This window comes from Raoultibacter massiliensis (assembly GCF_900199545.1).
Lineage (GTDB): Bacteria > Actinomycetota > Coriobacteriia > Coriobacteriales > Eggerthellaceae > Raoultibacter > Raoultibacter massiliensis.
The window spans coordinates 1,535,750-1,547,435 of sequence record NZ_LT962671.1 but is presented as its reverse complement, the minus strand read 5'-3'; the positions used below and the strand labels follow the sequence as shown (position 1 = coordinate 1,547,435).

General features: G+C 59.0%; 12 protein-coding genes. 7 read left to right on the top strand and 5 right to left on the bottom strand.

What is annotated here, in order from left to right; genetic code table 11:
- Positions 1 to 139 precede the first annotated feature (139 nt).
- The 3 genes from ychF to C1719_RS10890 all read left to right on the top strand — a co-directional run bounded on the left by ychF (position 140) and on the right by C1719_RS10890 (position 2,948).
- The gene (gene ychF / locus C1719_RS10900; protein WP_102375132.1) at positions 140 to 1,204 is read left to right on the top strand and encodes a redox-regulated ATPase YchF; all 1,065 of its coding nucleotides are present in this window, start codon (positions 140 to 142) and stop codon (positions 1,202 to 1,204) included.
- 111 nt (positions 1,205 to 1,315) lie between these two features.
- Positions 1,316 to 2,440 (top strand): aldo/keto reductase, encoded by a 1,125-nt coding sequence (locus C1719_RS10895; protein ID WP_102375131.1) that lies wholly within the window; start codon positions 1,316 to 1,318, stop codon positions 2,438 to 2,440.
- A 154-nt stretch (positions 2,441 to 2,594) separates the two neighbouring features.
- Positions 2,595 to 2,948, top strand: a complete 354-nt coding sequence (locus C1719_RS10890; RefSeq protein WP_102375130.1) for an AbrB/MazE/SpoVT family DNA-binding domain-containing protein — start codon at positions 2,595 to 2,597, stop codon at positions 2,946 to 2,948.
- A gap of 211 nt (positions 2,949 to 3,159) precedes the next feature.
- On the opposite strand, the gene C1719_RS10885 is transcribed toward C1719_RS10890, so the two are convergent.
- From C1719_RS10885 to C1719_RS10870, 4 genes are all read right to left on the bottom strand, one after another.
- Entirely contained in the window at positions 3,160 to 4,185 is a 1,026-nt protein-coding gene (locus tag C1719_RS10885; protein WP_102375129.1) for a DUF4097 family beta strand repeat-containing protein, read from the bottom strand.
- Positions 4,178 to 4,843 (bottom strand): DUF1700 domain-containing protein, encoded by a 666-nt coding sequence (locus C1719_RS10880; protein WP_102375128.1) that lies wholly within the window; start codon positions 4,841 to 4,843, stop codon positions 4,178 to 4,180. The genes C1719_RS10885 and C1719_RS10880 overlap by 8 nt, the downstream gene beginning before the upstream one ends.
- The gene (locus C1719_RS10875) at positions 4,840 to 5,154 is read right to left on the bottom strand and encodes a PadR family transcriptional regulator (protein WP_102375127.1); all 315 of its coding nucleotides are present in this window, start codon (positions 5,152 to 5,154) and stop codon (positions 4,840 to 4,842) included. The genes C1719_RS10880 and C1719_RS10875 overlap by 4 nt, the downstream gene beginning before the upstream one ends.
- A gap of 119 nt (positions 5,155 to 5,273) precedes the next feature.
- The gene (locus C1719_RS10870) at positions 5,274 to 5,912 is read right to left on the bottom strand and encodes a Fic family protein (RefSeq protein ID WP_245874500.1); all 639 of its coding nucleotides are present in this window, start codon (positions 5,910 to 5,912) and stop codon (positions 5,274 to 5,276) included.
- A gap of 565 nt (positions 5,913 to 6,477) precedes the next feature.
- On the opposite strand from C1719_RS10870, the gene gatC reads away from it, so the two are divergent.
- The 4 genes from gatC (at position 6,478) to C1719_RS10850 (ending at position 10,231) form a co-directional block, all read left to right on the top strand.
- Positions 6,478 to 6,789 (top strand): Asp-tRNA(Asn)/Glu-tRNA(Gln) amidotransferase subunit GatC, encoded by a 312-nt coding sequence (gene gatC / locus C1719_RS10865; RefSeq protein ID WP_102375125.1) that lies wholly within the window; start codon positions 6,478 to 6,480, stop codon positions 6,787 to 6,789.
- Complete coding sequence (gatA, locus tag C1719_RS10860; RefSeq protein ID WP_102375124.1) at positions 6,789 to 8,279, top strand: Asp-tRNA(Asn)/Glu-tRNA(Gln) amidotransferase subunit GatA; 1,491 nt, start codon at positions 6,789 to 6,791, stop codon at positions 8,277 to 8,279. Before gatC ends, gatA begins: the two co-directional genes overlap by 1 nt.
- Entirely contained in the window at positions 8,280 to 9,848 is a 1,569-nt protein-coding gene (gene gatB, locus C1719_RS10855) for an Asp-tRNA(Asn)/Glu-tRNA(Gln) amidotransferase subunit GatB (protein WP_102375123.1), read from the top strand.
- 110 nt (positions 9,849 to 9,958) lie between these two features.
- Positions 9,959 to 10,231: a holotricin-3 gene (locus C1719_RS10850; RefSeq protein ID WP_102375122.1), complete on the top strand. Its 273-nt coding sequence runs from the start codon at positions 9,959 to 9,961 to the stop codon at positions 10,229 to 10,231.
- 141 nt (positions 10,232 to 10,372) lie between these two features.
- Here C1719_RS10850 and C1719_RS10845 read toward each other — a convergent pair whose 3' ends face one another.
- The gene (locus C1719_RS10845) at positions 10,373 to 11,011 is read right to left on the bottom strand and encodes a class I SAM-dependent methyltransferase (protein WP_180963565.1); all 639 of its coding nucleotides are present in this window, start codon (positions 11,009 to 11,011) and stop codon (positions 10,373 to 10,375) included.
- Between the last annotated feature and the right edge of the window lie 675 nt (positions 11,012 to 11,686).

Below are 11,686 nucleotides of genomic sequence, written 5' to 3'. Positions count from 1 at the left end.
CAACCTGTGTTTTGCCGCTGCTCGCAACTCGAATTCCGCCGCTTGTTCGCCTACCGGCCCGAGGCGTTGGAATCGCGCTTTAGCTCGGGATTCAAATCCTCTATAATGGCTTCTTGCTATCGTAGAAGGAGCCCGTTCAATGTCGCTATCCATCGGAATCGTCGGCTTGCCCAACGTGGGCAAATCGACGCTGTTCACCGCGCTTACCAATAAAGGCGGCCTTGCCGCCAACTACCCGTTCGCCACGATCGAGCCCAACGTGGGTGTGGTACCGGTTCCCGACGCGCGTCTTGACGCGCTGGCCAAGATCGACAACCCGGCGCGCCTGGTGCCCGCAACGGTGGAGTTCGTGGATATCGCCGGGCTTGTGGCGGGGGCTTCGCAGGGCGAGGGGCTTGGCAACCAATTCCTTGCCAATATCCGCGAAACGGATGCCATCTGCGAGGTAGTGCGCTTTTTCAGCGATCCCGACGTCGTGCATGTGGCTGGCAGGGTCGATCCGCAAAGCGATGTCGAAACCATCAAGACCGAGCTTATCCTCGCTGACATGGCGACGGTTGAAAAAGCGCTGCCGCGGCTCGAGAAAGAGGCGAAGCGCGATAAGGCGGCCGCCTTCAAGCTGGAAACCGCCAAGAAGGTGCTTGCGGGGCTTGATGACGGGCACCGCGTAGCGCGCATGGACCTGACCGACGACGAACGTGCGAGCATCTACGATCTGCACCTGCTCACCGTAAAGCCCATGCTCTACATCGCCAATGTCGACGAGGATCAGCTTGCAGCCGATCTTCCCGAAATCGACGGATGCACGCCCGTGCCCATCTGCGCGAAGGTGGAGGCCGATCTCGCCGAACTCGATGCCGAGGAGGCAAAGGAGTACCTGGAGGCCATGGGGCTTGAGGAAAGCGGGCTGGCGAAGCTCGTGCGCGAGGCGTATCGCCTGCTCGGGCTGCAATCGTTCTTCACGAGCGGCGAGACCGAGTCGCGCGCTTGGACCATTCCCATCGGCGCAAAGGCGCCGCAGGCGGCGGGTGTGATCCATACCGATTTCGAACGCGGCTTCATCAAGGCGGAAACCGCGAGCTTCGGCGATTACGTGGAGTACGGGGGAGAAGCGGGCTGCCGGGCGGTCGGCAAGCTGCGCCAGGAAGGCAAGGAATACGTCGTCCAGGACGGCGACGTCATGCACTTCAAGTTCAACGTGTAGATGGCGGCCCCTTCGGGGGCCGTCCTCTGCTTTTGCGGGTCGGGAACGTCTACAATACGGGGTGCGCGAAGTGAGGCGCTGTTCGGTTAAGACGAAGGCAAGGATGTGGCAATGACGTATCTGGGCGAGGATATCCCGAAGCTCGGCTTCGGATTCATGAGGCTTCCCCTGGTGGAGGCGGCGGGCGAGAAGACCATCGACATCGAGCAGGTGAAGCTCATGGTGGATGCCTTCATGGCGGCGGGTTTCACGTACTTCGATACGGCCCGCGGCTATCATGGAGGCAAATCGGAAGCGGCGCTGCGTGAAGCGCTCGTCGAGCGGTATCCGCGCGAGAGCTTCCAAGTTGCCACGAAGCTGCCGGCATGGATGGCGGCCGACGCCGAAGAGGCGCGCTCGATGTTTGAAACGTCGCTTGCGGAAACGGGTGCGGGATATTTCGATTTCTATCTGTTGCACAATCTTGGAGAAACCCGATCCGCTCTGTTCGAAGACTACGGGCTATGGGAATTTGCCCGCGAACAGAAAGATGCCGGACTGATCAGGAACCTCGGTTTCTCTTTCCATGATAAGGCCGACGAATTCGAGCGCGTGCTCGATACGCACCCCGAGGTCGATTTCGTGCAGCTTCAGATCAATTATGCCGATTGGGAGAGCGACTCCATCGAGTCGCGCAAGTGCTATGAGATCGCCCGCGCCCATGGGCTTCCGGTCGTCGTCATGGAGCCCATCAAGGGCGGATCGCTTGTGAAGCTGCCCGAAAGCGTTGCATCGATTCTGTGCGAAGCCGATCCGAAAGCCTCTCTTGCTTCATGGGCTTTACGGTTCGCCGCTTCGCTTTCCGGCATCGTAACCGTGCTTTCGGGCATGTCGTCGCTTGAGCAGGTGCAGCAGAACGTCGGGATCATGAAGGATTTCGCTCCGCTGAGCGAAGCCGAACACGCCGTTGTTGCCCGCGCGCGCAAAGCGCTCGACGGACTCCCGGTCATTCCCTGCACCGATTGCCGCTATTGCATCAAGGGTTGCCCCGAGGGCGTGCGCATTCCCGTGGCGCTCGCCTCGCTCAACATGCTCATCGCGTTTAACGACGAATACCGTGCGCAGGAGAACTACGATTGGAACGCAACGGGCGGGGAGGCTTCGAAGTGCATCGAGTGCGGCGCGTGCGAAGAGGTGTGCCCGCAGCATATCGCCATCATCGACGAGCTGAAAAAGGCTGCTGCGGCGTTCGAGTGAGCAACTTTGCCCGGGTTGGCGGCGGGCTGGCACCCGAGAGCGCGACGTTTCGTTCGAAAGATGGCCGCCAGGGCGGGTATCCCATAATCGAGACACTCTTTTGTGGCAAACTGTTTACCGTTGAACCGTTTACCTTAAGCAAGGGAGAACCATCATGGTCGAGGCAATCGTCGAAAGGCCACTCGTTCGAAAGATATCGAGCAAGGGCCAAGTGAGCATTCCGAAGGCATGGTTGGAGGACGGGGGTTTCAGCGAATACGCAACGATTACGTTTACCGAGGAAGGTATCCTGGTTAAACCCATCGAGCTTTCCGACAACGACGAGTTCGATGCGCTCATCCTACGGGATCTTATCGCGCAAGGCCTTCAGGGTGAAGAGCTCGTCAGCGCATGGGCGGTTGAGAAGAAGGTTCTTTGCGACGGCATAGCCTCGTATCATGGCAACCTTGTTGCGCATGTCGATGCGGCAGATGTTAACCCCGATCTCGATGATCTTTTCGGTTGCTAGATTATGTACGATTTCGTAATCGGGCCGGCCATGCGAAAGGGATAACCGAGCGAGTTTCGCTGATCTCTTGCATGTATCTCTCTGAAAAGTCAGACGAAGGACGAAGCGCTTGAGCGGCAATCCCGTTCAAGCGCTTCGTCTGCTATTGGATTATCGGATGAGCGCGGCTGGCTTTCGCTTGCTGGCATTCATCGGCCGGCGCAAAGCACCGCTAGGAATTCGGCGCTTCGGGAGCTTTCGGCGCTTCTGGCGCCTCGGGCGCGCTCGGTGCCGTCGAACCCTGGTCTTCCGAGGTGTTCGGTGCAGCGGCTCCGGTAAGCGCGAGGTCGATGTTGCCGCTTGCCGTTCGCATCGATATGGCGTATTCGCCATCGGCGGATCCTCGCGGCGCGTGGACGCTGCCGCTTGCGGTCGAGGCCGCGATAACGAAATCGCTTTCGGAGCCGATAACGCGCGCGTCGATGTTGCCGCTTGCCGTTTCGAGAGTCATGGCGGAGCCGAAGCAATCGAACGCGTGCACGTTGCCGCTTGTCGATGTGGTTACGAACTCTTCGGCGTTGACTTTCGAGATCCTGACGTTGCCGCTTGCCGCCGTTGCGGAGAAGTCGAGGGCATCGACGGTTTCGACGGAGACGTTGCCGCTCATCGAATTTGCGGAAAAGCGGGTGCACCGGGCCTTGGCTGCATCGACGTTCCCGCTTGCCGTAACGAGTTCGATGCTTTGGGCATTCGCGTTTTTAAGAACCACGTCTCCGCTCATGGCAGACGCCTCGAGTTCATCGATGGCGGTAAGGTCAGAGATGGCGACGTTCCCGCTTGCCGTTTGAACGGTGAGCGATCCGGCGTACTCGGCGGGAATCTTGATGACGGTCGTGCGGTCCTGCAGATCCATAACCATGAATCCGAATGTGGGTTCCTGAGAGCCCTCGATCGTGAGCACGCCGTCGAGGTCGGTCGTTGCAAAGCTCTTGTTGGAATTCTCCCAGTACTCGATCTCGATCGATTTTCCCGAGGTGAGTTCGATGCGTACGTTTTCCGAACCGTCTCGGACGACGATATCGGTATGCGCTGCCTCCGATTCGGGCGCAAGCGTATCGGAGGTCAACACCCAATCGCGTGTAGTGGAAAGGTTCCCCAGATTGAAATCGGCCATGGCAAGCACGGCGAACGAAAGGCCGAGTCCGCTTACAAGGAGCACCGTGGCAACGATGAGAGTGATTTTCTGCGCTTTAGACATGGTAGGGACCTCCCTCTACGGTGCGCGCAACGGGGGCCGCCGCTTGCGAGCGCGGATACTCTGGGTTGGGGGAGCGGCGTTTCACGAACAGGCCCTTGACCCAGTTGGCAAACGAATGGGTGAGCCTGATGAGTCCCTTGCTTGCGGCGAGCACGCCGAACCAGGCGAACAGTCCGAGGCCTGCACCGGCGAGTCCGCACCCGAGAATGTAGAGCGCCGGTAGCTGATAGCCGTTGGCGAGGCACCAGATGAGACCCACGATGCCGATCGGGCCGCATAAAAGCAGCAGCGCGACCGTAAGCCACAGTGCAAAGACGGTCAGCCATATTGCAAAGTACACGCACAGCGCGGCAGCAGCCAAAGCGATGGCGATCGGTATCCAGATGGGGGAGAACACGGCGAGAAGCACGATGTTCAGGGTGCGCGAGCCGGTGTTGGCCTTTGCGATGGCCTTGGGAATGGCGGGCGTTTCGGCGGTGATCTGCGCGGCGATGGCGTCGATGGGTCCGAGTTCGCGGATGGCATCCTGCTCGCTCATGCCGTCTTCGATTCGGTCATCGATCATCTCGGCATAGAAGGTGATCGTTTGCTCGACCTCGTAGGAGGGGAGCTTGCCGAGTGCTCGGCGCAGCGCGCCGAGGAATTCTTCCTTGTTCATTTGGTGGCACCTCGTTTCACGTATTCATAGACGGTGGTGATCTCGTCCCATTCGGCCAGAAAGCCGTTCAGGTACGCGATGCCCGCCTCGGTTATTCGGTAGTACTTGCGGAGCCGTCCGTTATGCTCGACTGAGTACACCGTGAGCAATCCAGCCGATTCAAGCCGTTTGAGCAGGGGGTACAAGGTTGATTCTGTGAGGTGTAGGTTTGGGGGCACGTCCTTGACGATCTGGTAGCCGTAGGAATCTTGCTGGTTGATCGATGCAAGCACGCACACATCGAGAAACCCTCGCTTCAATTGCGCGTCCATATAATACCTCCTTTCGCAAGATACTATATTGCACATAGTATCTTGTGTCAACGGGTATTTGGAAAGCAGTCGATTCGATAATTTAAACGATGGTCGCAGGGATGCCGGTCGATGAGCGCTTAAGCTTGTCGACCGTTGATCGCTTGTGCGGAGTCGATGTTTCTCAGGAGGGACGGGTCGTCGAACAGCGGCGTGCAGACGAGGTCTGACGAACGGAGTACGTTGTCCTTGTTGCAGAGCAGATTTTCAAAAAAGGAAGCGAGGTAGTCGATCGTCGGTTTGATCCCGGCTTTCGCATTGCGGTAGTTGGCGCGCACGAGTGCATCGCGAAAGTATTTCGCATTGTCTTCAAACGGGCCGTTCGCAACATCGAACCCGAGGTGGTCGAGATACAATTCGGCGAATACGGCGACGGTGCGCGTGTTGCCCTCCTCGAAGGGGTGGACCTGCCAAACGTTTGCGATGAAAGAGCTGAAGCGAACCGTTTTGTCTCGATCGAAGGAGAACCCGTAATCGAAGCCTTCTTCCCGTTCGAAAAGAAGATCGAGAGCCCTGTCGATCAGGAAGGGATCGCCATACACGATGCTGTCGCCGTTTAATATCTCCTCTTGCTTCATCAGGGCTTCTCGTTTGTACTTGCCCGGGCGATATACGGTGGAATCGAGGTCTTGGAAGAGGTTTGCGTGTATTGCGGCAAGCATGTCCGGCATGAATTGAAACGACCGCGCAGCAAGCATCTCGACGATTCTTTGGCTCACGAGATCGGCTTCGCGTTCCCCGGAAGAAGGATGTGGCGCGCTGGCTTCGCTTCGATGGTACGTTTTAATGCGCGCGCTTGTTTCCGAAAGCGATAGCTCACCCGCAACGTTCATACTGGCCAATTCTCGCAAATAGGGCGACGGCTCGAGCCCGTCGACTTTCTGCAGCCCGATCGCCGTAGCCCAATACCGTTTGCGCACACGAGAGCTTTGGGCGTCTGCGACGGGCCTGTAAGGAAAATCTGCTGGATTGTCTGCGGTCATGGGCTCTTTGCGCTCCGATGGTTTTCCAACGTGGTTTCGTTTGGCCAATTGTACCAAGGAATCCGCGCTTTTGGTTGCGGGGTCTGGATCGGGGGTTCGCGTTCGGAGGCATTTCGTGCGTTCAGCGCGATGGCCCGGCCAAGGCAGCTCTTTCGGACTCGCCGCCGAATCGACCCGTAAATCCTCTGTGACGAATACCGTTTACGCGTCCCGCGGGCCTGCACCCTTTGCTATCATGGACGGCGAATGTTTTTTGCCGTTCGTTTCTGGTTTCCCGCAGGGGAAAAGCGAAGGAAGTCCAATGCCTCAACACGTAACCGAAAAGGATGTGCGCGATATCGCGACCTATACGCGGATCGGCCTTACCGACGACGAAGTTGCTCAGATGACCGTCGATTTGAACGGGATCATCGAAAGCCTGAAACCCATCACCGAATATGATTTGGATGGCGTCGAGCCGACGTTTCATCCGATTGGAGCCCTGAGCAATATCATGCGCGAAGACGAGGAGCAGGAGAGCTTCACGCAGGGAACCGCGCTTGAAAACGCTCCGAAGCAGCAGGACGGGTGCTTTCTCATCCCCTCGATTCTCGGCGAGGGAGGCGATCGCTGATGACGAACTTTTCAGAGATGAGCATTCGCGCCATCCGCGAAGGGTTGGCGGCGAAGGAGTTCTCGGCACGCGAAATCGCCGATTCGTCCATCGCGCGCATCGGCGCGGTGGATCCGACGATCCATGCATTTCTCGAAACAACCGAGGCGCTTGCGCTCGAGCAGGCTGCCAAGCTCGATGCCGCCGTGGCCGCAGGAGAGCTTGCTGCATGCGGACCGCTCGCGGGCGTGCCGGTGGCGTTCAAAGACAACATGAACCAGGCGGGCACGCACACCACCTGTTCGTCCCGCATGCTTGAAAACTACGTTTCGCCCTATACGGCCACCTGCGTTGAAAAAACCATCGCAGCGGGAGGCATTCCACTCGGCAAGCTCAACATGGACGAGTTCGCTTTCGGCTCTTCCACCGAGACATCCGCGTTTGGGCCGACGAGAAACCCGTGGGATGTCTCGCGCGTTCCCGGCGGCTCGTCGGGCGGTAGCGCCGCGGCGGTGGCCGCGGGTCTCGCGGCCGTTACGCTCGGGAGCGATACCGGCGGCTCGATCCGCCAGCCCGGCAGCTTCTGCGGCGTCGTTGCCGTGAAACCCACCTACGGCGTGGTTTCCCGCTATGGCGTCGTTGCGTTCGGATCTTCGCTCGACCAGGTGGGTCCATTTGCGAAGACGGTCGAAGACGCCGCCTATGCGCTGAATGCGATCTCGGGTCGCGATCCGCTCGATTGCACGAGTCAGGATATCTCGACCGACTTTACGGCGAACCTCGGACAGGGTGTGCGCGGCATGAAAATCGGCATCGTCCCCGCATTCATGGACGCCCAGGGCCTTGAGTCCGAAGTGAAGGCGAAGGTCGAACAGGCCGCTGCCAATCTCGAGAAGCTCGGCGCCGAACTCGTCGAGATCGAGCTGCCCAACGCACAGGCTGCCATGAGCGCCTACTACGTGCTCGGCCCCTGCGAGGCGTTTTCGAACCTTGCCCGATTCGACTCGGTTCGCTACGGCTACTGCGATCCGGGGCACAAAGATCTCGGCAGCCAGTACGAGGCGAGCCGCGCCGCGGGATTCGGTCCCGAATCGCGCCGTCGCATCATGCTCGGCAGCTATCTTCTGTCGGCAGGCGTGTACGAGAAATACTACTATCCCGCCCAGCAGGTGCGCACGCTGATCACGCAAGATTACGCGAAGGCTTACGAGCAGGTTGAATGCATCCTCGCGCCCGTTGCTCCACGCACGGCCTTCACGTTCGGCGAGGTATCCGACCCCACGTCGATGTATTTATCCGACATGTTCACCATCTCGATCAACATCGCGGGCAACGGCGGCATGAGCCTGCCGGTGGGACTCGGCGCCGAAACGGGCCTTCCCGTGGGCGTGCAGCTCATCGCCCCGCAGTTCAAAGACGAGAATATGTTTCGCGTGGCGGCGGCGCTCGAAGAATGCTACGACATCGAGCGCATCGCGCCTGCTTTCGCCGATGGAAAGGCGGGTGCCTAAATGAAGAAGCTCGAAGAGGTGCTGCGCGATTGGGAGGCCGTGATCGGCCTCGAGGTTCACGCCGAACTCACCACGCTTCAGACCAAGATGTTCTGCGGCTGCAAGCTCGAATACGGCGCTGACCCGAACACGCATACATGCCCCGTTTGCCTGGGGCTGCCCGGCGCTTTGCCCGTGCCTAACAAGGCGGCCATCGAATCGATCGTGCTGGCGGGCTTGGCTACCAACTGCGATATCGAGAAGCGCTCGATGTTTTACCGCAAGAACTACATGTACCCCGACATGTCGAAGAACTTCCAGACCACGCAGGGTCCGGTGGCTTTCTGCATGCGCGGTTGGCTTGACCTTGAAGTCGACGGCCCCGCCGCGAAAGAGCGCATCGATCTGGACGGCCTTGCGCCGGGCGAGAGCCGCGAGAACGTGACGCGGACCGCGGAAGGGTACCGCGCCCATGTGGGCATCACACGCATTCACATGGAGGAGGACGCGGGCAAGATGAACCATGTCGGTGGATCCGAGGGCCGCATTGCGGGAGCCACGCATTCGCTCGTCGATTACAATCGCTGCGGTACGCCGCTCATCGAGCTTGTGACCGAGCCCGAGCTGCGCACGCCCGAGGAAGCGCGCCTGTTCATGCAGAAGCTTCGCCAGATCTATCTGACGCTCGGCATATCCGACTGCTCGATGGAGGAAGGAAGCCTGCGCTGCGACGGCAACGTGAGCCTTCGCCGCCGTGGAGCTACCGAGTTCGGCACGAAGACCGAACTCAAGAACATGAACAGCTTCAAGAACCTTCACGACGGCCTTGCCTACGAGATCTGCCGCCAGGCCGAGGTACTCGAAGAGGGCGGCATCATCTACCAGGAAACCCGTCACTGGGATCCATCGGCCAAACGCACGATCGTCATGCGCGTGAAAGAGACGGCCGACGACTACCGCCTGTTCCCCGAACCCGATCTCGCTCCGTACGATCTTTCCGACGAGTTCATCGAAGGCGTGCGGAAAAAGCTTCCCGAGCTTCCCGATCAAAAGGCGAAACGCTACGAAGATGCATTCGGGCTTTCCGCCTATGACGCGCGTCATTTGGTCGAGCATCGCAGCACGTCGAGTTTCTTCGAGGCGTGCATGGCGCTTGCCGGCGATGCGCCGCTTGCCAAGCCGCTTGCCAACCTCATCATCAACGACGTGACGGGCTACCTCAACGCCAACGACGGCATCGAGCTGGCCGATACGTCGCTTACGCCCGAAAGAGCGGTCGAGCTCGTGGGCCTGCTTGCCGAAGACGCCATTTCGTCCAAGCAGGCCAAAGAAGTGTTTGCGGCCATAATCGACGAGGACAAGGATCCATCTGCCATCGTCGAGGAGCGCGGGATGAAGCAGGTTTCCGATTCGGGTGCGATCGAGGCTGTGGTCGACAAGGTGCTGGCTGAAAACCCCGAGAAGGTCGAGCAGTACAAGGCGGGCAAGACGGGCCTCATCGGATTCTTCGTCGGCCAATGCATGAAGGAGATGCGCGGGCAGGGCAACCCGAAGGTCATTAACGAGCTTTTGGCGCAGAAGCTCGGCTAGGTTTACCGGTTGCAGATTACGGCCTAGCAACGAAACCGGGGTGCCTGCGGGCGCCCCGGTCGATACGCGATACGATTGCCGAAGTCTGTTCGATCTCAGGAGGAATCGGTATGAGCGACGAGAACCACAGGCCGGGGGACTGGCAGCACAAGGCCCAGCGGGAAGATGCCAACGATCTGATGCGCGATCCGAACGAAAAGAAATGGCACAAGCAAACGTTCTGGATCGTGTTCTTCCTTTTGATATTCTGGCCGGTTGGCATCGTGTTATGCTGGAAGAGCGATTGGCATATCGCCATCAAGATCATCGCGACGATCTACGTCGCCTTCTGCGTCTACATGTCATGGAACATGTGGCAGATAACCATGCAGATGGGGTATTAGGCTGTCGGGCGCTGCTGCAACGCAGGATTCGCGCAGTGCAGAATATTCCGCGCAAGCCGATGCAGCGGCCCCGAGCTATTCGGGGCCGCTGCCGTTCGGGCTCTTCGGTCGCGGCGTAAAATCTGATGCGGGACGCAAAGCTTACGCTGCGGGCTTTGCAAGAATGATCCAGTGGCCTTCGTCGTCGGTGTTGATGATCGTCAGCTCGGCATCGGTCTCGGCGAAGAGCGCTCGATACTCGTCATCGGTCAATGCCTTGGAATTTTTCCTGTCGAAGCACCAGGGGCCCTCGTCGCCGTTCCTGTCTCGCTCTTCGGTCATTTTTCGCTTAATCTGCTCTCCGATTTCGGCGTTCCCGAGCCCGCCCCCAACGTAAGCCCAGCCGCCCGGTGCAAGCAGTCGGTATATCCCCTCAAACGCAGCCCGCTGGTCATCCCAAAACGGCATGCTGCCCCGTGAGACGATAAGGTCGAACGAGCTTTCGGGCAGGTCGAGCGCACATGCGTCTTGCCGACTCGTTTTCATGACCGGGCGAAGGCCCCGCTCTTCGGCGCGCTTTTCGGCGACCCTCAGCGCCTCGGGGTTTGCGTCGGCGAAGACGGCCGATTCGAAATCCCCCCGATCGAGAAGCTCGAAACCCAAATGGCCGCCCCCGCAGCCGAGGTCGAGGAGCCTTCCCGTGCGAACGTCCGTTGTATCGAGAATCGCCTTGGCAACGATGGGGTAGACCGGTGCGAAGAAGTTCTCTGCTATCTCGTCATAGGAAAAGTCTTCTGCCATGGATTGCTCCTTTGTATTCGTATCAGAATAATAGAACAGTATATATCGAACGGCGCCGATATAGGGCGACGGTGCCGAGCTGCGCCCCGATTCGTGGCGGTTGCTCGCTTTCGAACGCTTGCCTCCGAAGGCCGTGGATTCTGATGCGGTGTCTCCGGTTCGGCTTTCGAAGCGAGGGCGCGCGGCCCTCGAATGCGGATCGCGGTCTTCCTTGCTCAAAATCGCCCAAAAATGGCGGTCAAGGCATGCTTCCGTCACCATTTGGGCCTCATAAGGGGTGCTTTTCGCGCCATTTGAGGATCGCTGTCAGCGTTTCCCCTGATCACAATTATGGAATAGATTATATAGCGAACCCAATCCTGACGGAAGCATGCCTTGACCGCCATTTTTCGGGAGATATACGATTTCGCTCTGCTGTACGGCTGAGCTGTGGAATGGTGCATCGTATGCGAAATCGACCGCTGGGCGCTCTCTTTGCGGGCGTTTGGCCTCCTTTGCGAAAAATACTATTGCTTTATTACTCTACTGTGCTAAAGTACAGACGGCGATAATGGGAGGATCCCCCCATACGTGCGCTATCGACGCTGAGGCGGCGAGCTCGACGGGTGCAGCAGACGCAATGCGCCGAATGCAGATTCGGCGGAAACGTGCAACTATGCAAGAACATGCGTTGTC

Bases quoted from the DNA above. Each gene is read 5' to 3' on its own strand.
- C1719_RS10875 (WP_102375127.1), bottom strand. From the start codon at position 5,154: ATGGACGCGCAATTGAAGCGAGGGTTTCTCGATGTGTGCGTGCTTGCA.
- gatA (WP_102375124.1), top strand. From the start codon at position 6,789: ATGACGAACTTTTCAGAGATGAGCATTCGCGCCATCCGCGAAGGGTTG.
- ychF (WP_102375132.1), top strand. From the start codon at position 140: ATGTCGCTATCCATCGGAATCGTCGGCTTGCCCAACGTGGGCAAATCG.
- C1719_RS10895 (WP_102375131.1), top strand. From the start codon at position 1,316: ATGACGTATCTGGGCGAGGATATCCCGAAGCTCGGCTTCGGATTCATG.
- gatB (WP_102375123.1), top strand. From the start codon at position 8,280: ATGAAGAAGCTCGAAGAGGTGCTGCGCGATTGGGAGGCCGTGATCGGC.
- C1719_RS10850 (WP_102375122.1), top strand. From the start codon at position 9,959: ATGAGCGACGAGAACCACAGGCCGGGGGACTGGCAGCACAAGGCCCAG.
- C1719_RS10885 (WP_102375129.1), bottom strand. From the start codon at position 4,185: ATGTCTAAAGCGCAGAAAATCACTCTCATCGTTGCCACGGTGCTCCTT.
- C1719_RS10890 (WP_102375130.1), top strand. From the start codon at position 2,595: ATGGTCGAGGCAATCGTCGAAAGGCCACTCGTTCGAAAGATATCGAGC.
- gatC (WP_102375125.1), top strand. From the start codon at position 6,478: ATGCCTCAACACGTAACCGAAAAGGATGTGCGCGATATCGCGACCTAT.
- C1719_RS10880 (WP_102375128.1), bottom strand. From the start codon at position 4,843: ATGAACAAGGAAGAATTCCTCGGCGCGCTGCGCCGAGCACTCGGCAAG.
- C1719_RS10845 (WP_180963565.1), bottom strand. From the start codon at position 11,011: ATGGCAGAAGACTTTTCCTATGACGAGATAGCAGAGAACTTCTTCGCA.